Annotated in this window: 23 protein-coding genes and 1 pseudogene; 12 read left to right on the top strand and 12 right to left on the bottom strand. The window is 63.6% G+C overall.

Annotation, left to right across the window (positions count from 1 at the left end):
* Positions 1-73 precede the first annotated feature (73 nt).
* Positions 74-946, bottom strand: a complete 873-nt coding sequence (locus AC3WJU_RS13825) for an SGNH/GDSL hydrolase family protein (RefSeq protein ID WP_059387851.1) — start codon at positions 944-946, stop codon at positions 74-76.
* A 138-nt stretch (positions 947-1084) separates the two neighbouring features.
* Here AC3WJU_RS13825 and AC3WJU_RS13830 point away from each other — a divergent pair, with 138 nt between their 5' ends.
* Positions 1085-2275 carry an acyl-CoA dehydrogenase family protein gene (locus AC3WJU_RS13830; RefSeq protein WP_492260112.1) on the top strand — a complete coding sequence of 397 codons (1191 nt, stop codon included), beginning with the start codon at positions 1085-1087 and terminating at the stop codon, positions 2273-2275.
* Between the two features lie 138 nt (positions 2276-2413).
* On the opposite strand, the pseudogene AC3WJU_RS13835 reads toward AC3WJU_RS13830, so the two are convergent.
* A pseudogene (locus AC3WJU_RS13835) lies at positions 2414-2821 on the bottom strand (peptidoglycan DD-metalloendopeptidase family protein); the annotation flags it as partial.
* A 435-nt stretch (positions 2822-3256) separates the two neighbouring features.
* Between AC3WJU_RS13835 and rpsB the strand changes: the two are divergent.
* From rpsB to AC3WJU_RS13865, 6 genes are all read left to right on the top strand, one after another.
* On the top strand, positions 3257-4135 hold the full coding sequence (rpsB, locus tag AC3WJU_RS13840; RefSeq protein WP_078105731.1) for a 30S ribosomal protein S2: 879 nt from the start codon (positions 3257-3259) through the stop codon (positions 4133-4135).
* A gap of 120 nt (positions 4136-4255) precedes the next feature.
* A complete protein-coding gene (gene tsf, locus AC3WJU_RS13845; RefSeq protein WP_184735951.1) occupies positions 4256-5092 on the top strand; it encodes a translation elongation factor Ts in 837 nt (278 codons plus the stop codon).
* Positions 5093-5238: 146 nt separating this feature from the next.
* Positions 5239-5976, top strand: coding sequence for a UMP kinase (gene pyrH / locus AC3WJU_RS13850; RefSeq protein WP_059387847.1), 738 nt, complete (start codon positions 5239-5241; stop codon positions 5974-5976).
* A 102-nt stretch (positions 5977-6078) separates the two neighbouring features.
* Positions 6079-6636, top strand: a complete 558-nt coding sequence (frr, locus tag AC3WJU_RS13855; RefSeq protein WP_078105729.1) for a ribosome recycling factor — start codon at positions 6079-6081, stop codon at positions 6634-6636.
* Entirely contained in the window at positions 6636-7559 is a 924-nt protein-coding gene (locus AC3WJU_RS13860) for a phosphatidate cytidylyltransferase (RefSeq protein WP_307053528.1), read from the top strand. The genes frr and AC3WJU_RS13860 overlap by 1 nt, the downstream gene beginning before the upstream one ends.
* Positions 7560-7580: 21 nt before the next feature.
* A complete protein-coding gene (locus AC3WJU_RS13865; RefSeq protein ID WP_059387844.1) occupies positions 7581-8165 on the top strand; it encodes a DivIVA domain-containing protein in 585 nt (194 codons plus the stop codon).
* Here AC3WJU_RS13865 and AC3WJU_RS13870 read toward each other — a convergent pair.
* The 5 genes from AC3WJU_RS13870 to AC3WJU_RS13890 are packed head-to-tail and all read right to left on the bottom strand — an operon-like array spanning position 8162 to position 12151.
* The gene (locus tag AC3WJU_RS13870; RefSeq protein WP_492260113.1) at positions 8162-9634 is read right to left on the bottom strand and encodes a sodium/solute symporter; all 1473 of its coding nucleotides are present in this window, start codon (positions 9632-9634) and stop codon (positions 8162-8164) included. The two genes, AC3WJU_RS13865 and AC3WJU_RS13870, sit on opposite strands and share 4 nt — an antisense overlap.
* Positions 9631-9993: a DUF485 domain-containing protein gene (locus AC3WJU_RS13875; RefSeq protein ID WP_059387842.1), complete on the bottom strand. Its 363-nt coding sequence runs from the start codon at positions 9991-9993 to the stop codon at positions 9631-9633. The genes AC3WJU_RS13870 and AC3WJU_RS13875 overlap by 4 nt, the downstream gene beginning before the upstream one ends.
* Positions 9990-10709, bottom strand: coding sequence for a LytR/AlgR family response regulator transcription factor (locus tag AC3WJU_RS13880; RefSeq protein WP_284989378.1), 720 nt, complete (start codon positions 10707-10709; stop codon positions 9990-9992). The genes AC3WJU_RS13875 and AC3WJU_RS13880 overlap by 4 nt, the downstream gene beginning before the upstream one ends.
* A gap of 15 nt (positions 10710-10724) precedes the next feature.
* On the bottom strand, positions 10725-11891 hold the full coding sequence (locus tag AC3WJU_RS13885) for a histidine kinase (protein WP_492260114.1): 1167 nt from the start codon (positions 11889-11891) through the stop codon (positions 10725-10727).
* Between the two features lie 56 nt (positions 11892-11947).
* A complete protein-coding gene (locus tag AC3WJU_RS13890) occupies positions 11948-12151 on the bottom strand; it encodes a hypothetical protein (protein WP_172465497.1) in 204 nt (67 codons plus the stop codon).
* Between AC3WJU_RS13890 and AC3WJU_RS13895 the strand changes: the two genes are divergently transcribed.
* Both AC3WJU_RS13895 and AC3WJU_RS13900 read left to right on the top strand, forming a co-directional pair.
* On the top strand, positions 12056-12433 hold the full coding sequence (locus tag AC3WJU_RS13895) for a DUF485 domain-containing protein (RefSeq protein ID WP_492260125.1): 378 nt from the start codon (positions 12056-12058) through the stop codon (positions 12431-12433). The two genes, AC3WJU_RS13890 and AC3WJU_RS13895, sit on opposite strands and share 96 nt — an antisense overlap.
* Complete coding sequence (locus AC3WJU_RS13900) at positions 12430-14046, top strand: monocarboxylic acid transporter (protein ID WP_492260115.1); 1617 nt, start codon at positions 12430-12432, stop codon at positions 14044-14046. The genes AC3WJU_RS13895 and AC3WJU_RS13900 overlap by 4 nt, the downstream gene beginning before the upstream one ends.
* Positions 14047-14189: 143 nt before the next feature.
* On the opposite strand, the gene AC3WJU_RS13905 is transcribed toward AC3WJU_RS13900, so the two are convergent.
* The 4 genes from AC3WJU_RS13905 to AC3WJU_RS13920 all read right to left on the bottom strand — a co-directional run bounded on the left by AC3WJU_RS13905 (position 14190) and on the right by AC3WJU_RS13920 (position 16585).
* A complete protein-coding gene (locus AC3WJU_RS13905) occupies positions 14190-14753 on the bottom strand; it encodes a hypothetical protein (protein WP_492260116.1) in 564 nt (187 codons plus the stop codon).
* A gap of 29 nt (positions 14754-14782) precedes the next feature.
* Positions 14783-15196 carry a DUF4383 domain-containing protein gene (locus tag AC3WJU_RS13910; RefSeq protein ID WP_059387837.1) on the bottom strand — a complete coding sequence of 138 codons (414 nt, stop codon included), beginning with the start codon at positions 15194-15196 and terminating at the stop codon, positions 14783-14785.
* Between the two features lie 127 nt (positions 15197-15323).
* Positions 15324-15953 carry a hypothetical protein gene (locus tag AC3WJU_RS13915; RefSeq protein ID WP_284989375.1) on the bottom strand — a complete coding sequence of 210 codons (630 nt, stop codon included), beginning with the start codon at positions 15951-15953 and terminating at the stop codon, positions 15324-15326.
* 146 nt (positions 15954-16099) lie between these two features.
* Entirely contained in the window at positions 16100-16585 is a 486-nt protein-coding gene (locus AC3WJU_RS13920) for an Lrp/AsnC family transcriptional regulator (RefSeq protein ID WP_059387836.1), read from the bottom strand.
* 195 nt (positions 16586-16780) lie between these two features.
* Here AC3WJU_RS13920 and pdhA point away from each other — a divergent pair, with 195 nt between their 5' ends.
* Genes pdhA through AC3WJU_RS13935 form a run of 3 tightly spaced genes read left to right on the top strand, consistent with a single transcriptional unit; the run spans position 16781 to position 20363 of the window.
* On the top strand, positions 16781-17947 hold the full coding sequence (pdhA, locus tag AC3WJU_RS13925) for a pyruvate dehydrogenase (acetyl-transferring) E1 component subunit alpha (RefSeq protein WP_370872189.1): 1167 nt from the start codon (positions 16781-16783) through the stop codon (positions 17945-17947).
* On the top strand, positions 17947-18957 hold the full coding sequence (locus AC3WJU_RS13930; RefSeq protein ID WP_059387835.1) for an alpha-ketoacid dehydrogenase subunit beta: 1011 nt from the start codon (positions 17947-17949) through the stop codon (positions 18955-18957). Before pdhA ends, AC3WJU_RS13930 begins: the two co-directional genes overlap by 1 nt.
* Positions 18954-20363, top strand: coding sequence for a dihydrolipoamide acetyltransferase family protein (locus AC3WJU_RS13935; protein ID WP_492260117.1), 1410 nt, complete (start codon positions 18954-18956; stop codon positions 20361-20363). The genes AC3WJU_RS13930 and AC3WJU_RS13935 overlap by 4 nt, the downstream gene beginning before the upstream one ends.
* A gap of 168 nt (positions 20364-20531) precedes the next feature.
* Here the strand turns inward: AC3WJU_RS13935 and AC3WJU_RS13940 are convergent, their stop codons facing one another.
* Entirely contained in the window at positions 20532-21161 is a 630-nt protein-coding gene (locus AC3WJU_RS13940) for an SACE_7040 family transcriptional regulator (RefSeq protein WP_492260118.1), read from the bottom strand.
* Positions 21162-21303 lie beyond the last annotated feature (142 nt).

The following is a 21303-nucleotide window of genomic DNA, read 5'->3' on the forward strand; positions in this document are numbered from 1 at the left end:
GTAGCCGCAAAAACGAGTGGTCAACACTCGTTCTTTTTGCCGCTCCCTTAGGTATCGGGCCTGATGTAGCTAATTAGCTCTGTGGCTCGTTTTCCACGAACGTTCCGGGCGGCATCCAGGCGCCGAACACGGGGCCTGGATCCGGCCGCTTTGCGTGCCGCCCGTCGTCGGAGACTCTTTGCTTGAGTCGTTGCAGGACCCATGGGAAAAGGTGCTCGCGTGCCCAGATAATGTCATCGGTCCGTGCTTCACGCCACGTGCGCCCGGGTAGGTCTTTCGGTGTCATCGGTTCCAAAGTGTGGGGGACGTTGAGGGTATCGAGCACCATGATGGCGATGGTGTGCTGGCCCAGGGGAGAAAAGTGCAGCCGGTCCGGATCCCACATTCGAGGGTGGGTGAGTTGACGCAGGGCCCAAAGATCAGCGATTACCGCGTCGTGGCGCGCGGCGATGGTGCGCAGGTTCTCGTTGAAGATGGCTACCTTGGCGCGCGTGTGTCCCAGCACGGGCGTATCGCCCCAGTCCGGTCCGGCGAACAGCACAACCGTTGCACCGGTAGAGGCGAGGAGTTGCACGCCGGCGTCCATCCGGGCGGCGAGTTTGTCGGGATCGCTTCTGCGGAAGATCAGGTCATTGCCCCCGGCATTGAGAGTGATCAGATCCGGTTGCAGGGCCAGGGCGGGGACGATCTGCTCATCCAGGATCTGATGGAGCAGCCGTCCTCGGACTGCCAGATTCGCGTAAGCGAAGTCGTCGTGGCCGGCACTCAGTTCTTCCGCGACCCGGTCCGCCCAGCCTCGCAAGCCCCCCGGGCTGCGAGGCTCCGGATCTCCTACCCCTTCGGTGAACGAATCACCCAAGGCCACGTAACGGCTCCACGGGTGCAGGCGGGCCCCGGAACCAACGGAGCCTCCCTGCGCCGGACTTTCGGCGCTGGGAGCGTTCATCCCTCCATACTGCTCCTACCGGGCCTAACGCGCCACGGCTATGCAAGACGCACACCGTCAAGAGGGGTGCACCCGTTGCTTGTGGCGGGACCGTCATTGCTGTAAGTTACTCACCAGTAACTTACGTGAAGGAGTGCCATGTCCAAGGCAGCAATCGACCTAGAGAATCTCCCGTACGCCGACGGTGACTTCTATGGCTTTGAGCAATTGCTCACGGGCAAGGAGCAGGACCGGCTGGCGGAGATCCGCACCTTCCTTTCCCGTGAGGTCAAGCCGATTGCCGTCGATTGCTGGAACCGCGGGGAATTCCCCATGGCCCTGATTCCCAAGCTTGCTGAGATTGACCTGGTCAGTCCGGTGAGGCGGCAAGGCTATTCCAACGTATTCGCCGGCCTTGTCCACGCAGAGGCAACCCGCGCCGATGCTTCAATTGCCACGTTCATGGGCGTCCACGACGGCTTGTTCACCGGTTCCATCGAGGCGTTGGCATCTCAGGAGCAACAGGACGCCTGGCTGCCGGACATATACTCCCTCAAGAAAATCGGAGCCTTTGGGCTGACCGAGCCATTGGGTGGCTCGGACGTCGCAGGCGGCACGCGGACCACCGCGCGCCGCGACGGCGACAACTGGATCCTCAACGGGGCCAAGCGCTGGATCGGCAACGCCACCTTCTCGGACTGGGTTGTGATCTTCGCCCGCGACCTCGACGACAATCAGGTCAAGGGCTTCCTGGTGGATACGAGCCTCCCTGGATTCAAGGCCAGCAAGATCGAGAACAAGATCTCGCTGCGGACCGTCCAGAATGCTGACATCACCCTCGAAAACGTGGTGGTCCCGGACTTCTTCAAGCTGGCCAATGCCAACAGTTTCAGGGACACCAACAAAGTCCTCAAAGTCACACGGCTTTCGGTCGCGTGGCAGGCTGTGGGCCAGCAGCTTGCCACGTTCGACGTTGCCCGCCGCTACGCGGTTGAACGGATGCAGTTCGGGAGGCCCTTGGCATCGTTCCAATTGGTGCAGCAACAACTCGTTCAGATTCTGGGCAACACAGTCAGCTCCATGGGCATGATGGTCCGCCTCGCCCAGCTTGAGGATGCCGGGGTAGCCAAGGATGAGCAATCCGCGCTGGCGAAAGCCTTCACCACGGCCCGCATGCGCGAAAGTGTTGCCCTGGGCCGCGGCATCCTGGGCGGAAACGGCATTGTCACGGACTACGAGATGGCCAAGATCTTCGCCGACGCCGAGGCGATCTACTCCTACGAGGGAACCCACGAAATCAATACTCTTGTGACGGGGAGGGCGATCACGGGGATTTCCGCGATCGTCTAGCGACAGCACATCGTCCAGCGACAGCACATCATCCAGGGGCAGCAACACAGACGGCCGGAGATCCGTGACGAAGGCGAGCGGGTTGACGTAGTCCTCCCCCTTCCGCACTCCCCAGTGAAGGCACGGTGATCCCGGGCAGTGGCCGGTTTTCACTACTCCGATGGCTTGGCCCTTGCTCACGGGTGCGCCCTCTACGAGTTCGCTGTCCACTGGTTCAAAGCTGCTCCGCAATCCGTCCCCGTGGTCGATGGTGATCACCGGACGATCCACCACGACGCCCACGAAGCGCACGGTGCCGTCGGCGGGGGCGGCGACCGAGACGCCGTCGTCGACTGCTTGCAGATCCACGCCGCGGTGCCCGCTCAGCCACGGCTTGTCCGGAGGGTCGAAGCCACGCAGGACGGCAGGCTTGGGGGAGAGAGGCCACGCCCAGTCCGGACGGACGCCGGGCGAGGCGGTTGTGTCCGGCGACGGCGACGCCACGGCGGGCACCGCGCCGAGGGCAACGAGCAAAAGAACGTAGGCTGGAAGATGTGCGGTGCTCATGGAACAAGCCTTCGTTGGCCGTCCAGGGTCCGAAAGCCGCAAGTTCGGCTATGTGGAAAACGGTGGGGGAAATCTGCCGAAGGAAAGAGGCCGCACCCGGGGCTTTTGCGGTCAAGAGGCCGAAGGCGCTGTAGTACACTTGGTGGAGCAGTTTGCTGTGCCCTCAAGCTTGTTCAGAAGCGCTTCTCATTCAGTTGCGCGGGGGTCCCAGGCTGACTACGCGTATCCAACCCTCCAATTGCGAATCCTCGCGGATTCAATGCTGCGGAGGATTGTGCCTCTTGCGGTCCGGCGAGTCATTGGCCGGATGAGAAGTGCAATGGATGCCAGGAGCCAAGGCCCGTTCGGGTCCGGCTAATTAACCGTCAACTATTGGCAGGGTAAGAGCGGCCCGTGTGGCTCTCTCATGAATGACCTGCCGGAAGGAGCGTCGGCATGCCCGTCGTAACTATGCGCCAGCTGCTTGACAGCGGCGTCCACTTTGGACACCAGACCCGTCGTTGGAACCCGAAGATGAAGCGATTTATCTTCACGGAGCGCAACGGCATCTACATCATTGACCTTCAGCAGTCGCTGTCCTACATCGACCGCGCTTTCGAGTTCGTCAAGGCTACTGTCGCCCACGGCGGCACCGTCCTGTTCGTCGGCACCAAGAAGCAGGCCCAGGAAGCAATTGCTGAGCAGGCTACCCGTGTTGGCCAGCCGTACGTCAACCAGCGTTGGTTGGGCGGTATGCTCACCAACTTCCAGACCGTTGCCAAGCGTATCCAGCGCATGAAGGAACTCGAAGAGATCAACTTCGAGGACGTCGCAGGCTCGGGTTACACCAAGAAGGAGCTCCTGCTCCTCAAGCGTGAACTCACCAAGCTGGAAACCAACCTCGGTGGTATCCGCAACCTGACCAAGGCTCCTTCTGTTCTGTGGGTTGTTGACACGAAGAAGGAACACCTGGCTGTTGACGAAGCCAAGAAGTTGAACATCCCGGTTGTTGCCATCCTGGACACCAACTGCGACCCCGACGAAGTCGACTTCCCGATCCCGGGCAACGACGACGCCATCCGCTCCGTAAACCTGCTGACCCGCGTGGTTGCCGACGCCGTTGCTGAGGGCCTCATCGCCCGTAACCAGCGCGCAACCGGTGCTGCAGAGGCCCCCGAAGAGCCGCTGGCTGAGTGGGAGCGCGAGCTCCTCGAAGGCAGCAAGGCCGAAGCTGCTGAAGCACCGGCCGCCGAAGCTCCGGCTGCGGAAGCTGCCGAAGCACCGGCCGCCGAGGCTACCGAAGCTGCTGCCGGCGAAGCCGAAGCAGACAAGTAAATCCGGACCTTTCCCGCGCCGATTTCGGTGCGGGGAGCTACTGACAGGATGGCGGCCCACCAGGTGGGCTGCCGTCCTGTCAGTCCGTAAACACATAAATTTCTAGACAGAGGGGTTCACATGGCGAACTACACTGCTGCTGACATCAAGGCCCTGCGCGAGCGCACCGGCGCCGGCATGATGGACGTCAAGAAGGCTCTTGACGAGGCCAACGGCGACGCCGAGAAGGCCATCGAAATCATCCGCATCAAGGGCCTCAAGGGCGCTACGAAGCGTGAAGGCCGCTCCACCGCCGAAGGCCTGGTTGCAGCCAAGGTCACCGACGGCGTGGGCGTAATGATCGAGGTCAACTGCGAAACCGACTTCGTCGCCAAGGCTGACAAGTTCATCCAGCTGGCCGACAAGGTCCTGGCCGTCGCCGTCGAGTCCGGCGCTGCCGACCTCGAGACCCTGCTGGCCATCGACGTCGACGGCAAGCCCCTTTCCGAGGTTGTCGTCGAAGAGGGCGCCGTTCTCGGTGAGAAGGTTGTTGTCCGCCGCATCGCCCGCATTGAAGGCGGCACGGTTGACGCTTACCTGCACAAGACCTCCAAGGACCTCCCGGCCCAGGTCGGCGTCCTGTTCGCCGTTGAAGGCGAGGGCGACGCCGCTGCTACCGCAGCCCACGATGTTGCTGTCCACGTTGCAGCCATGGCCCCGAACTACCTCAGCCGCGAAGATGTCCCGGCCGAGCTGGTCGAGTCCGAGCGCCGCATCGCCGAAGAGACCGCCAAGGCCGAAGGCAAGCCGGAAGCCGCTCTCACCAAGATCGTCGAAGGCCGCGTGACGGGCTTCTACAAGGGCGAAGTTCTCTTGGACCAGGCATTCGCCAAGGACTCCAAGAAGACCGTTGCGCAGGTCCTCGAAGAGGCCGGCGTCAAGGCAACTGCCGTTGCCCGTTTCCGCGTCGGAAACTAGTTAGACATACAAAAGGGGTGGTCACTTCGGTGGCCGCCCCTTTTGCATGCAACGGCAGGCCCGCACCGAGTGCATCCAGAGCCGGCAGCTTTCTGCCCGGCCCCCAGCAAGATAATCTAGCCAGAGTCCACAAACGGGAAGGCACCATGGAAACCGAGAACACTGCAATCCATCCGGAGAAGACCCGTCGTCGTGTACTGCTGAAGCTGTCCGGCGAGGTCATCGGCGGCGGAAAGCTTGGTGTTGACCCGGAAACCGTCCGCGCCATCGCCAAGCAAATCGCCGCCGCCGTGTCCGAGGTCGAGGTGGCAATCGTCGTCGGCGGCGGTAACTTCTTCCGCGGCGCCGAACTGTCCCAAAGCGGCATGGATCGCTCCCGCGCCGACTACATGGGCATGCTCGGCACAGTTATGAACTGCCTGGCCCTGCAGGACTTCCTGGAGCAAGCGGGCGTCGAGACCCGCGTCCAGAGCGCCATCACCATGGGCCAGGTGGCCGAGGCCTACATTCCGCGCCGTGCCATCCGCCACATGGAGAAGGGCCGCGTCGTCATCTTCGGGGCAGGCGCAGGCCTTCCGTACTTCTCCACCGACACCGTGGCCGCCCAGCGTGCACTCGAAGTGCATGCCGACGTCGTCCTCATGGCAAAGAGCGGTGTGGACGGCGTGTACACCGCGGATCCCAAGAAGGATCCCACGGCAGAGAAGCTCGAAAAGCTCAGCTACGACGAGGCCCTGCGCCGCGACATCCGCGTCATGGACCAGACCGCCATGACCATGTGCAAGGACAACAATTTGTCCATGGTTGTCTTCGGCATGGAAGGCGAAGGGAACGTCACCCGGGCCATCCTCGGCGAAAAGCTGGGCACCCTGGTCACCCCCTAGCAAGGGCTAGGATATTTCTAGGACTCTTCCGCCCGCAGGGGCGGAAATTTATTGTGCATTGCGGCCCGTGGACCGGGGCGCGACTATTTCTGAGGAGAAACCGTGATCGAAGAAACCTTGCTCGAAGCCGGGGAAAAGATGGACAAGGCGGTCGAGGTAGCCAAGGAGGATTTCGCGTCGATCCGTACCGGTCGCGCGAACCCCGGACTCTACAACAAGGTGATCGTGGAATACTACGGCACCCCCACACCGCTGCAGCAGCTGGCTTCCTTCGCTATCCCGGACGCCAGGACCATCCTGATCACGCCCTTTGACAAGACCTCAATGCGCGATATCGAAAGGGCCCTGAGCGACTCCGAGGTCGGCGCCAATCCGTCCAACGACGGCAACGTCATCCGGATCACCATCCCGGAGCTCACCCAGGAACGCCGCAAGGAATACGTCAAGATCGTCAAAGGCAAGGGTGAGGACGCAAAGGTTTCCATCCGAAGCATCCGGCGCAAGGCCAAGGACGCCCTGGACAAGCTCGTCAAGGACGGCGAAGCCGGCGAAGACGAGGGTGCCCGCGGTGAAAAGGAACTCGACGCTATCACCAAGGCACACGTCGACGGTATCGACGAGCTCCTCAAGCGCAAGGAAGCCGAGCTGCTCGAGGTCTGATGAGCGAGGCTGAGCCGGCGCCCGCGCAGGGGATTCCCACACGCGCCAGACGCCAACGAGGCAACCCGACGCCCAAGGCGGGCCGGAATCTTCCGGCCGCCATCGGCGTCGGACTCGCCATGCTCTTCGCCGTCCTCGGCGGGCTGCTGTTCCTGCCGTTGGGGTTCGTTCTCCTGACCACTGCGTTTGCGGTCCTCGGCGTGTGGGAAATTTTCCGTGCGCTCGAAGGCCAGGGCACCAGGATGCCGATCATCCCCGTGTTGACAGGTACCGTGGCGATGCCGCTTGCGGCTTACTTCGGTGGCACCGAAAGCCTGCTCTTCGCGATGGTGCTGAGCAGCACGGCGGTCCTGCTCTGGCGTTCCCTCGAAAGCGCCGCGGGAGCTCCACGCAGCGTCTTCTCCGGAATCTTCACGCTTGCCTGGGTGCCTTTCCTGATCAGCTTTGCCATTGTGCCCCTCCATGCAGGCGGGGGAGCGACGACGGCGGGTCCCTGGCCCGGCGGGCAGGTTCCCGCGGGTGCCTGGCAGATTGCCGTGATGCTGCTGCTGGTGGTGTCCAACGACACTTTCGGGTACCTCGTAGGGGCACTCTTCGGGAAGCACCCGATGGCCCCCAAGATCAGCCCCAAAAAGACCTGGGAAGGGTTCGCGGGCTCAGTGGCAGGTGCCATGGTCATCGGGATCCTCGCCAGCGTTTTCGTCCTGGGCAGGCCCTGGTGGGTCGGGGTGGTGCTTGCCGTGGGCATGGTGGCCGCCGCTACTGCCGGTGACCTCGCGGAATCCATGGTCAAACGGGAACTTGGCGTCAAAGACATGAGCAGTATCCTGCCCGGACACGGCGGGGTCATGGACCGCCTCGACTCGATCGTCTTCGCGGCCCCGGCAGCATATATTCTTTTCGCGCTGTTGAGCGGCGCCTGATAACCACCCAGAAGGAAAGCAGTGGCAGTGGACATTCGTCGCCAGATCCCCGCAGCATTTGAGCGCGTGGCGCACAGCAAGTATGGCTACAACGCAAAGCAAGTTGACCAGTTTTTCCAGCGCGCCCGGTTGTCGTTCGAAAACCGGGCCGAGGCGTCGGAGAAAATCGTCAGCAGCGATGTCCGGGCGGTTTCGTTTGATCCTGTCAAGGGCGGCTACGACGCTACCGCTGTGGACGCCGCGTTGGACCGCCTCGAAGATGCCTTCGCCCGGCGTGAACGCGACGAGCTGATAGCGGCCGAAGGCGAGGAAGCCTGGTTGCTGAAGATCGGCAAACTCTCAGGAGTGTTGCGCGGCCGCTTGCACCGGCCTGATGGCGAGCGTTTCCGCCGGCCGGACAAGAAGCGTGCGCGCAGCTACAACATCGCCGAGGTCGATGCCTTGTGCGTCTCCCTGATCGGTTACCTCGAAAACGACAAACCGCTGAGCGTCGACAACGTCCGCCGAGCCGCTTTCTCCGAGGCCCGCGGGCGCGACGGCTACGAAGAGGCGCAGGTTGATGCCTTCCTCGACCGGGTTGTCGAGCTCATGGCGGCGATCGACTAGCGGAGCTGGCGCTCCGTGGCCACCGGCCGTTCCGGGACGTGAAGCCTGGTCATCAGCCGGGTGACACTCCCGGGGACCCGGTGTTTCGTGGCCCGTGAGACGAGCACCATCACGGCAAACGCGGCAGGCACCGTCCACGCCGCGGGCTGGGCGATCCATCCGGGCGCAGCGGAACCGATGACCGTACTCGATACCAGCGCACCCCCGCAGAGGACGGCTCCCGTCAGCATGCCGGCAATCGCGCCTGCGTCGCTCAGGCCGCGCCACCAAATGCCGAGCAGCAGGACAGGACAAATGGTGGACGCCGTGAAGGCGAACACCAGCCCTACGCTGCCGGCCAAGGCCATTGAATCCGTCGTGAATGCAAAGGCCAAGGGGACGAGGGCGGCCAGGAGGGCGGCCACCCGGAATCCGCGCACGCTCCCGCCAAGAAGGTCCTGGCTGATGACGCCGGCCAGCGAAACCACCAATCCCGACGTCGTCGAGAGGAATGCGGCAAACGCGCCGGCAACCACCAATGCCGACAGGAGATCGCCCGGCACTCCACCCAGCAGCTTTCCAGGCAGCAGCAGGACCAAGGCGTCGGGCCGTCCGCTGCGTGCAAGCTCAGGAGCGAAGACCCGACCAAGCAGGCCGGACGCCGTCGGGAACAGATAGAAGACCGACAACAGGCCCAATACGATGAGGGTGGTCCGCCGCGCCGATTGGCCGTCCGGGTTGGTGTAGAAGCGGACGAGGACGTGGGGGAGTCCCAGCGTTCCGAAAAGCAGCGCCACCAGGAGCGAAACAGTTTGGTAGAGCCCGGCCGCGGGAAGGCCCGTGGGATTGCTCGACGCTTCCGCCAGGACCGGTGAGCCGCCGCCCGACTGGTTCAGCAGCAGGTACACCACAGGAACGGCCAACGCTGTGAGCTTGAGCCAATATTGGAAAGCCTGTACGAAGGTGATGGAACGCATGCCACCGGCCACTACCGTGACGCAGACCACCGCGACGACGGCGATGGAGCCCACCCAGGAAGGCAATCCCGTGCTGATCCGGATGGTGAGCCCGGCACCCTGAAGCTGCGGCACGATGTAGAGCCATCCGACAGCAACAACCACAAGGCTCGTGACGCGGCGGACGGCTTTCGACTGGAGCCTGGCCTCCGTGAAATCCGGAATCGTGTAGGCACCCGATCGGCGCAAGGGGGCAGCCACGAACAGCAAGAGCATCAGGTAGCCGGCCGTGTAGCCCACGGGGAACCACAGAGCATCCGTCCCCGTCAACAGGATCAGCCCCGCGACGCCCAGGAAACTCGCTGCCGACAAGTACTCGCCGCCGATCGCCGAGGCATTCCACCACGGCCGGACAGTGCGGGATGCTACGTAGAAGTCGCTCGTGGTGCGCGAAATGCGCAGGCCGTAGAAGCCGATCCCCGCAGTCGCAAGCGCCACGCCCAGAAAAGCCGCGAGCCCGACGGCGGGATTCACTTCTCCTCCACAAGATCGCGGTAGCGGGCTTCGTTCCGTGCCGCGGAGCGGTTGTAGAGCCATGCGCTCAGGCCGATCACCGGATAGAGCGCTACTCCAAGGATGATCCAATTTACCGGGACGCCCAGAATCCGCATCTGCGCGAGCTGGGGGACCAGCGCCACCATGGCACCGTAGGCGGCCAGCACCAGCAGGAATCCGGAAGCCACAACTACGGCAAGGCGCAACTGCGAACGGATGAGTGACCGGACGAAGACCTGCCCGACGTCGGAGTCTTCGGCGGCCTCGCGCGAATTGTACGGACGCTTGGGGGCTACCCTGGCAACTGATTGCGGGGCCGTAACCCTCACCCGCGTCATCCTTGGGGCCGGATCCGGGTGGCCTCGAGTTTGTCCCGCACGGCCGGAAGGTGCCTGCGGCTGATCGGCAGTTCGGCTCCGGCCACCGTGACGCTGGGGCGTGCGGCGGCAAGTTTCATGTGCCCCACGTGGTTCAGCGACATCAGGTATGAGCGGTGGATGCGGATGAATCCGGCTTCCGCCCATTGCTGTTCGAGGTCGCTCAGGGGTACCCGGATCAGGTAGCTTGCCTCCGCGGTGTGCAGCCGGGCGTAGTCTCCCTGGGCCTGGACATAGCTGACGTCGTCCCTCCGGATCATCCGGGTTGTTCCGCCTTGGTCAACCGTGATCATCTCCGGTACCTTGCTGCCGTCCTTGATGAGCTCGCTGATGCGGCTGACGGACCTCGCCAGGCGTTCGGCACGTACCGGCTTGAGCAGGTAGTCGACGGCAGCCAGTTCGAATGCCTCCAGCGCGCAGTCTTCGTCGGCGGTCACGAAGACGACGGCGGGAGGGCGGGGGCTGCGCGAGATGGCGCGGGCGATGTCCAAACCGGAAAGCGCGGGCATGTGGATGTCCAGGAAGACCGCGTCCACGGATTCCGTTTCGAGGGCGCTGAGGGCTTCGGCGCCCGAGATTGCGCGGTGGATTGCGCCGATACGCTCGTCCCGGCCCAGCAGGAAGGCGAGCTCTTCAACCGCCGGGAGCTCGTCGTCGGCGACGAGTACGTTGATCATGGTTATAGATTAGCCTCAGGCATCATGGCTCGGCTGGGACTTTGGCACGCGGATGGTGATCAAGGTGCCCTCGCCCGGTGCGGTTTCGATGACGAGGCCGTGTTCGTCCCCGTAGACCTGCCGAAGGCGGGCATCGACGTTTCGCAGTCCAACATGGTCGCCGTCTGAGTGTCCCGCCAGGACCGAGCGCAGGTGTTCCGGATCAATGCCCACGCCGTCGTCCTCGATGGTGACCTCCGCGAAAGCGCCGGAGTCGTTGGCGCAGATGGTGATGTGCCCGGGTCCTTCCTTCGCTTCAAGCCCATGGCGCACGGCGTTTTCCACGAGCGGTTGCAGGCTCAGGAAGGGAATCACCGTGCTCAGGACTTCGGGCGCGATCCTGAGGCTCACTTGTACCCGGTCTCCGAAGCGTGCCTTCTCCAACAGCAAGTAGCGGTCGATGCTCCGGAGTTCTTCCGCCAAGGTGGTGAAATCCCCGTGGCGGCGGAAGGAGTACCGAGTGAAATCCGCGAACTCGACCACCAACTCGCGTGCCCTGGCGGGATCGGTGTTGATGAACGACGCAATGGCGTTGAGCGAGTTGTAGATGAAGTGGGGGCTGATTTGTGCGCGCAAGGCCCGGACTTCGGCCTCCATGAGCAAGGTGCGGGAAGCGTCGAGTTCCGCTAACTCCACTTGCACCGCCACCCAGTCGGCCAGCTCGCCTGTCGCCCGGACCAACCCCGCACCGGTTTGCGGCGCGAAGGCGGCGACCGCCCCCACGACGCGGTTTCCGGCCCTGATCGGCGCCACGACGGCGTTCAGCTCGTGCGACGCCGGGACAACCACGGTCCGTCCGTCGGAGAGAACCCCGGAGGCGAGCTCCATCAGGGAGGCTTTGAGTTCTTCCGCCGCGCCATCCCACGCCAGGACTGACTCGGTGTCGGTGATCGCCAGGGCGTCGCAGCCAAGCAGGGAACGCAATTGCTTGCTTGCCTTGGCAGCTCCCGCCGCGTGGAGCCCGGTGCGCAGGTGCTGTCCAGCGCGCGACGCCGCGTGCAGGGTTTGGTAGGTGGCCCTCTCGGCGTCTGTTCCCAGCTCGCGGAAGGAACGGATCACCTTGAGGCCGACCCCGACGACGATCGCCACGGCGAGCACAATGACCGCAATGGCGGCGGCGGTGACGAGCGGGGAATCCGGCATGGAGCAAGACTAGCGAACCCGCCGTTCGGCGCAGCAACGTGTCCGCTGGGCGACGCCTATGCCGGGAAATCTGGAAGTGGCGCAGTTGCCCGGCGGATAGTGATTCCAGTCACATCGGCCAGGAGTGTGTGGTCGATGTAGACGTCCACAACCAGGAGGAAGCCATGGGTAACGAGGCCCAGACACCGGACGCAGCGGCGTCCGTTGATTTCCAGGAAGTCCAGCAAACGGGGCAGTTTCAGGAGCTTCGCAAGCGCCACCGCAGTTTTGTCTTTCCAATGGCCATCGCATTCCTGCTTTGGTACTTCGCTTACGTCCTGCTGGCTGACTACGCGGTGGGCTTCATGTCCACCAAGCTGTGGGGCAACATCAACGTCGGCCTGGTCTTGGGCCTGCTGCAGTTCGTCTCAACTTTCGGAATTACGGGCTGGTACGTTCACTACTCCAACCGGAAGCTGGACCCGATAGCCACGGAAATCCGGAATGAGATCGAGGGCCATGAGTTCGACAAGGGCAGCACCGTGAGGGGGGCAACGAAATGAGTGCCATGGTCCCGATGGTCAACGTTGCCGCTCTGAAGGACACCACGCTGTTGAACATGGGCATCTTCGCCCTGTTCGTCCTGGTCACGATGGTGATCGTCTTCCGGGCCAGCCGGAACAACAAAACGGCTGCCGACTACTATGCCGCCGGGCGCTCGTTCACCGGTTCGCAGAACGGCACCGCCATCGCCGGCGACTACCTCTCCGCGGCCTCCTTCCTCGGGATCACCGGGGCGATCGCCGTCAACGGCTACGACGGCTTCCTGTATTCGATCGGGTTCCTCGTCGCATGGCTTGTCGCGTTGCTGCTTGTCGCCGAACTCATGCGCAACACGGGTAAGTTCACCATGGCCGATGTGCTTTCCTTCCGGCTGCGCCAGCGCCCGGTGCGGATCGCCGCGGCCCTCACGACTTTGGTCGTCTGCTTTTTCTACCTGCTGGCGCAGATGGCCGGCGCCGGAAGCCTCATTTCCTTGCTCCTGGGCATCGGCGACTGGGGCGGGCAAGCCCTGGTGATCGTCGTCGTCGGCGCCCTCATGATCATGTACGTGCTGATCGGCGGAATGAAGGGCACCACCTGGGTCCAGATCATCAAGGCCGTGCTGCTCATCTGCGGTGCGGCAGTCATGACGCTCTGGGTGCTGTCCATCTACGGCTTCAACCTGTCCAACCTGTTGGGTGCCGCAGCGGATACCGCCAAGAACCCCAACGTGCTGAACCCCGGCCTGCAGTACGGCAAGACCGACACTTCCAAGCTCGATTTCCTGTCCCTTGGGATGGCGCTCGTCCTTGGCACAGCCGCCCTGCCACACGTGCTGATGCGCTTCTACACCGTGCCAACGGCCAAGGAAGCCCGCAAATCGGTGGTCTGGTCCATCTGGCTGATCGGGTTGTTCTACCTGTTTACCCTGGTCCTCGGCTACGGCGCGGCAGCCCTCGTTGGAGCCGACACCATCAAATCGGCCCCGGGCGGGGTGAACTCCGCGGCGCCGCTCCTGGCGTTCCACCTGGGCGGGCCGTTGCTGCTGGGCTTCATCTCGGCCGTCGCGTTCGCCACGATCCTGGCGGTGGTGGCGGGTTTGACCATCACGGCAGCGGCGTCGTTCGCCCACGATATCTATGCGAACGTCATTTCCAAGGGCAAAGCCGGCGCCGGAACCGAGGTAAAAGTGGCCCGGCGGACTGTGGTGGTCATCGGGGTCCTTGCGATCATTGGCGGTATTTTCGCCAATGGGCAGAACGTAGCGTTCCTCGTTGCCCTCGCTTTCGCAGTGGCGGCGTCCGCGAATTTGCCGACCATCCTCTACTCCCTGTTCTGGAAGAAGTTCACCACCCAGGGCGCCACCTGGAGCATGTACGGCGGACTTGCGGCGGCCATCATCCTGATTGCCTTGTCGCCGGTTGTTTCCGGCGCCAAGACGTCCATGATCCCGGGTGCCAACTTCGCTGTCTTCCCGCTGAGCAACCCGGGAATCGTGTCCATCCCACTCGCCTTCCTGCTCGGCTGGCTCGGAACCATGGTGGACAAGCGGCGCGAAGACACGGCGAAACATGCCGAGATGGAAGTCCGCTCCCTGACCGGCGTCGGAGCCGAGAAAGCGGTGAACCACTAGGAGTACCCGTCCGACGCTCGCTCACAAACAAGGCCCTTCGGAGTGACGCTCGCTCACAAACAAGGCCAAATGGCGGATCCCTCCTGCAGAAAGATCTGCAGGAGGGATTCACATTTTTCAACAAAAGGTGAGCGGGCATCCGCTTAGTGGTTGTGGCCGCCCGGCAGGGAGTGCTCACCGTGGGGGACGGCGTGCGCTCCGGCTACCGAGGCGGCGAGCCCCGGCGTCGTAATTGCTGCGACCACGACGGCGGCGGCAAAGGCTGCGCCCAAAAGCGCGCCGGCCCGCGGGGGAGCCTGCGCTACTCCGCCGACGTCGTCGCGGAACCTTCGGGCTAGCCAGGCAGAGGATCCCAGTGCCATCAGGACCAGGAACAGAGCTGCCAGATGCCCGCCGTCGAGCACTCTTTGGGCCAGACCGGCAACCAGGAATCCGACGTGGACCAGCACGGCCGCGAGGAGGCCCAGGGTTGTTGGTTTACGGAACCGGAGCCGCCCCCGTTGGAGGCTGCCAATCGAGCTGGCGAGAAGCGCCAGGCCCCAGGCCGCGAAGATGCCGCCCGCCCACACAAGGGGTCCCCGGCCCGAAATGTAGCTGGATGCGATGGAAAGCTCCACGAGGCCGGCCCCCATTCCCGCGAAACACGAAAACAGGGTGAGGGATGCCCCGGCGGTGGGTCCTACGGACGTCGCTGCTTGAGCTGACACGGACGGCTCCTTCCGGATTTCCGGGTTTTCTAGACGTGGGCCCTGGCGGTGGTGGCCGGAACCTTGTCCTGCGAGAGGCCGATGCCGAGGAGGACCACAGCGCTGGCCAAGTGCAGGACGTTGTCTGCGCCGTTAAGGGCAATGATGTTCAGCGCGGAGCCCACGAGGAACAGTCCGAGGATGCCGACAAGCAAGTAGACCGCACCGACTGTGGTGTTGATGGTCTTGGACAGCACGGTGCTGTTCATGCCCGCGTAGAGCAGGGCGGCGCCGATAGCGAGGTGGATGATGTTGTGCAGGGGGTTTACCGCAAAGATGATCAGATTGGCACCCTCGGTAGCGAAGAATCCAATTCCCGAGGTGACGAAGAATCCAACGACACCCACGAGCAGGTAGACGGCTCCAAAGATGGTGGCGATCAGGCGGTTGGGCGAAGTGCGCATGGTCCAAACCTTCCGGTATGGCCGGTTTGTATCCGGCCTGTGTTCGAAACCCCGGACGGGGCTCTCAACCAGAGATTCGGACCAGCCGGCGCTATGGATGGGTGGGATCGGACGAATTTTTTCGACGTCAACCTTGTGGCTGGAGACGGATGGCGTCCATCTTCAAATCATTGCCTTCGAAGCTGTACCTGAAATTGAGGATTTTGCCCTGGCACTGCAGGGTTCCAGCAAGGTTGGCCGTATTGGTTCCGTTGACCGAACTGACGTTCACCGAGTCATAGTGGGGCTTGCAGCTGTTGTCCAGACCGAGGCCCGCGACGCCGGAAACGAACTCCTCTTTCGTCAAGCTTTGGGTGAGGACAGGGTCCATGTACTGGTCGTAGGCTTGCGAGCTTTGGCCGTTCACGATCAGGCGGGTGAAATCATCAGAGACGGCCATGGCCCTGTTCGTTGCATTTCCCAACAGATTGACCAGCACGACGATCCCCACAATGATCAGCACCAGGACCGCGCCGCCCGCTCCAAGGAGGATCCAGAGGAGCTTTCGCTTCTTCGCTGGCGGCGGGACGGGCATTCCGTACGGGCCGGGGTATTGGCCCGGCGGGCCGTAGAGGTTTGGCTGCGCATAGGGGCCAGGGTATTGCCCGGGTGGACCGTAAGGCGGGGTGCTGCCGTACTGTGGCGCTCCACCGCCCCACGCCGGCGGGAAGGCTTGCGGTTCCTGGTTCGGCTGCGGCGGTACCTGCGGGGTGCTCACGGTGGTTCCCCTTCCCGGCGGCCAGGCCTGCGTCGCCAACCGGACGGAAGCCGCCACCCGGCCCCAAAGCGTCCACCTGCATCAAATCGCACATTCCGGCGCGGAGCAAGGGCATCATCGAGCTTGGCTGGCTCCCTTTAACGCGCTCAGCCGGTGCGGAGCGCCTTCTTGGTATTCCGGTTCAAAAGCGGCTGCACCCGGAAGGGAATCAATTCCCCCATGGACATGGCCGTGTCCGTTCGTTCCACCCCGTCGCACGCAAGAATCTTGCCGTTGATCCGGAACAGATCCTCGGCGTCGAGAGCCACCACCCGCAGCAGGAGGTCTGCAGAACCGGTCAGGCCGTACCCCTCGAGGATTTCCGGGATTTCGGCGAGGTCCAAGGCAAGCTGTCCAAGCTTTTGCTGCTGCACATGCACCGAGATGAACGCCATGAGGGGGTAGCCAAGGGCGGCGGGGTTGATGCGCCGTTCGAAGGAGAGGAACGCATGCTTCTTTTCCAGTAGGGCCATGCGTGCCTGGACCGTATTCCGCGATAGTCCCAGCTTCTGCGCCAAGGCGACAACCGTGCCGCGTGGATCCTTCGCCATGGCCGAAAGCAGGCGTGTGTCGGTGCCATCTAAAGCTTGCATAATGCGCAACGTTAGCACGGTGCGCCTGCCCGAGATAGGGCAAAATGCGCAGAATTTCCAACGGTGGTTGTACCCAATGAGCATTGTGAGTAGGGTCACAATTAATCCAGGCGACGACGCCCGGATGCTGGCCCGCGGGTGGATCACAAGTCCCTCCTAAGGCCTGCGAGCACGAGCTGAAAGGTGCGATCAACTGTGTTGACGGACGAACCCGGCCAGGACGCCTACAAGGCTTCGAATCCCGGAATCAGTGCAGCAAGCCCGCGTCGGACCGGCGGGGATCTGGTCCAACTGATTTCCCCGGAAGGGGAACGCATCAGCCACCCGGAGTTCGATCTCTGGGTCAGCGATGTCACGGACGAGCAACTGTGCTCGCTGTACGAAGACATGGTGGTCATCCGCCGCATCGACGCCGAGGCCACCGCCTTGCAGCGTCAGGGAGAGCTGGCCTTGTGGCCGCCCCTGCTGGGCCAGGAAGCATCGCAGATCGGTTCCGGCCGGGCCCTGCGGGACGACGACTTTGTCTTCCCCAGCTACCGGGACAACGGCGTTGCCTACTGCCGCGGTGTGGAGCCCACGGACTTGGTCCGTGCCTGGCGCGGCAATGCCTCCTCCGGCTGGGACCCGTACCGGCACAACATTGCCACCCAACAGATCATCATCGGCTCGCAATCGCTGCACGCAACCGGCTACGCCATGGGTATCCAGCACGACGGCGCCGACTCGGTAGCGGTCGCACTCTTCGGAGACGGTGCCACGAGCGAGGGCGACGTCAACGAGGCAATGGTCTTCGCGGCAAGCTTCCAGGTACCCGTGGTCTTCATCTGCCAGAACAACCACTGGGCCATCTCCGAACCCGTCCGGATTCAGTCCCACATCCAGATCGCCGACCGTGCTTCGGGCTTCGGAATCCCCAGCATGCGCGTCGACGGGAACGACGTCCTGGCTGTTTTGGCCGTCACCCGTATCGCGCTGGACCGGGCCCGCAAGGGCGGCGGACCGACGTTCATCGAAGCGGTGACCTATCGCATGGGCCCGCACACGACGGCGGATGATCCCACCCGTTACCGCGACGCCAACGAGCTTGAGGACTGGGCGGCCAAGGACCCGATTGCCCGCCTCAAGGCGCTGCTTCGCACCAAGGGCCTCCTGACGGAAGAGGTCGAAGCCAGGACCCAGGCCAAAGCAGACGAGGTGGCAAGGAGCCTGCGGTCAGGCGTCATCAACATGCCGGATCCCGCGCCCCTTGACCTCTTCAAGCACGTCTACAGCACGCCCAACTCCTGGATCGAACGCCAGAAGGACCACTACTCCCGCTATCTGGAAAGCTTCAGCGGATCAACCCAGGAAGGTGCACTCTGATGAGCAAGTTGACTTTCGCCCGCGCCATCAACGCCGGCCTGCGCAAGTCCCTCGAAAACGATCCCAAAGTTGTCCTCATGGGTGAGGACATCGGTGCGCTCGGTGGCGTTTTCCGGGTCACCGACGGCCTCCAGAAAGACTTCGGCAAACACCGGGTGGTTGACACCCCCTTGGCGGAATCCGCGATCATCGGCACCGCCGTCGGACTGGCCTACCGCGGCTACCGCCCGGTCTGCGAAATCCAATTCGACGGCTTCATCTACCCGGCATTCGACCAGATCGTCAGCCAGGTAGCCAAGATGCATTACCGTACCCAGGGCCGCGTCAAGATGCCCATCACCATCCGCGTTCCCTTCGGTGGAGGGATCGGGTCACCCGAGCACCACTCCGAGTCCCCGGAGGCGTACTTCACCCACACCTCGGGCCTCCGCGTCATCAGCGTCTCCAACCCGCAGGATGCCTACACCATGATCCAGCAGGCCATCGCCTCGGACGATCCGGTGCTGTACTTCGAGCCCAAGCGCCGCTACCACGACAAGGGCGAAGTGGACGAGACCGCAGATCTCTCCACGGCACTGTCCATGGAGAAGGCAAGGGTGGTCACCGCGGGCAGCGACGTCACTTTGGTGACGTACGGACCGCTCGTGAAAACCGCGAACGACGCCGCCATGGCCGCCGCCGACGAAGGGGTCTCGGTGGAGGTTATCGACCTGCGCTCGCTGGCTCCGATCGATTTCCCGGCAGTGGAGGCGTCCGTCCGCAAGACCGGCAGGCTCGTCATCACCCACGAGGCTGCGCAGTCCGGCGGGCTCGGCGCCGAAATCGCCGCCAGCATCACCGAGCGTTGCTTCAACTACCTTGAATCGGCGCCGGTCCGGATCACGGGATTCGACATTCCGTACCCGTATTCAAAGCTCGAGATGCACCACTTGCCGGATCTGGACAGGATCCTTGACGGCGTGGACCGCGCACTCGGCCGCGGCAACTCCCTGAGCGGGCTGGAAGGATGAGCGCCACCATGATCAAGGAATTCAGGCTGCCCGACCTCGGCGAGGGACTCACGGAGTCGGAAATTCTCAGCTGGAAGGTTGCGGTGGGGGACACCGTGACCCTGAACCAGGTCATTGCCGAGGTGGAGACGGCCAAGGCCGTGGTCGAGTTGCCTTCGCCCTTCGCCGGAACCGTGGCCGCCCTGCACGAGCAGGCCGGTTCGGTTGTGGAGGTCGGCAAGCCGATCGTCTCCTTCGAAGTCGACGACGCCGGAGCCTCGCCTTCCGCTGTTGCCGGTTCCGCTGCGGGCCCATCGGTGGAAGGCCCCGCGGAGACCGCGGCGAAGCGCGAGCCGAACCTCGTAGGCTACGGCGCCGTCGTCGAAAAGTCCGGACGGCCGGCCCGCCGCCAGCGGTCCTTTGACGGAAGCACCGGCGAACGCGAGGCCGCCCGGGAAGCCGTTCCCGCCGTCGAGCCCGTTCCAGTGGTTGAACAGCCCGCACCGCTCGCCGTGCCAAGCGGGCCAGCAGCGGAGCAAGAGCGTCCGCGGTCCACGCCTCCGGTCCGCAAGTTGGCGAGGGATCTTGGAATCGACCTCGAGTTGGTCAGGGGAACCGGGCCGGGAGGCCTGATCACCCGTTCGGATGTCCAGGACTTCGCGGCCGGGTCCCAGCCGCAGCTCATCGCTCCCGAGGCCGCCGCGTCCGCCGTCGGGGTTTCCACTGAACGCGAGACCCGCACACCTATCAAGGGAGTCCGGAAGTTCACGGCCGCTGCCATGGTGCAAAGTGCGTTCACGGCGCCGCATGTGACCGAGTTCCTGACCGTTGACGTCACGTCCACCATGGAACTGCTGACGCGGCTCAAGGCGAGTCGCGAATTTGCCGGGTACAAGCTCACGCCGTTGACCATCGCGGCCAAGGCGGTGTTGATCGCCTTGCGCAGGAACCCGACGCTGAACTCCCGCTGGGACGAAGGCGCACAGGAGATCGTGCAGTTCAACTACGTGAACCTGGGTATCGCCGCCGCCACTCCGCGGGGTCTGACTGTTCCCAACATCAAAGACGCGGACAAGATGACGCTGCTGGAACTGTCCACGGCGCTGTCCGAGCTGACGGACACGGCACGTTCAGGCAAGACTTCCCCGGCAGATCTGACGGGCGGGACCATTTCGATCACGAACATCGGCGTGTTCGGGATCGACGCCGGAACCCCCATCCTGAACCCGGGCGAGGCTGCCATCGTGGCGCTGGGATCGGTGCGCAAAGCTCCTTGGGTGCACAACGACGAACTCGCGGTGCGCCAGGTGATGTCGTTGAGCCTGTCCTTCGACCATCGACTGGTGGACGGCGAACAGGGCTCGAAGTTCCTGGCCGACCTGGGCGCGATCCTGTCCGATCCTGCAACCGTCATGACCATGATCTAGCCGCGCGTTCATCCAGCCGCGCGTTCAGGCCCAACTAGCTCGCAGTTGTTGTCGCTTTGGAGGCTCAAAACGACAACAACTGCTGGGCCCACGCCGTCAGGGTTCCCTGGCCGAGCTTGCGAGGCAAGGGTGGCGGTGGGGGGTTAGTTGGGCCTTGCTAGCAGAAGGCTAGCGCACCGTCAGGGCGGCGAGTGCCATGCGTTCGAGGATGGGCCGCGCGCTTTTGACCGCCATGCGTCGACCATGGTGCCGGACCGAGTGCGGCGTCGAGTTGATGAGGCCGAAGGCTGCGTGCGCGCGGACCCGTAGCTCGGCGGGATCCGTGTCCGGATGCAATTCGCCGAGCACCCCCACCCACAGTTCCACATAGTTGCGCTGCAGTGTGCGGACTTCGGCCTGGTCGGCGTCGCTGAGGTTGCTGAAGTCGCGGTCCTGGACCCGGATGACATCGGGATTGCTGAGGGCGAAGTCCACGTGGAACTCCACCAGTCCGCGCAACGCAGCTTCAGCGTCGGCGGCTTCGGACACCACGGTGCGGCCGCCGTCGAGAAGATTCCGGCTCACACTCAACAGCAGCTCGGCGAGCACGGCTTGTTTTCCTGGGAAGTGCCGGTACACCGCAGGTCCGCTGACTCCTGCCGCGGCCCCCAGGTCCTCAAGGGACACGCGGTTGAAACCGTCGGCGGCGAACAATCCGGCTGCGGCGCTCAGGAGGGCCTTGCGCCGTGTTTCCTTGGCTTGGCTCCGCTGGGTCGGTGCTGGGCCGTCCTGCTGGGAGCTCCGCTGGAAGGTGACCACAATTCCTCCTTTTGCACGCGTCCACTTCAGCGCCGGTACCGGGCGGGCCCGGTGTCGGGGTGATGGACAACACAGTTAATAGAGACTAACCTAAATTCCAGTTATGCGGTACTAACTGAGATGGCCATTGGCCGGGATGGGA

It is taken from the genome of Arthrobacter sp. FW306-1B-F12A (assembly GCF_058781865.1).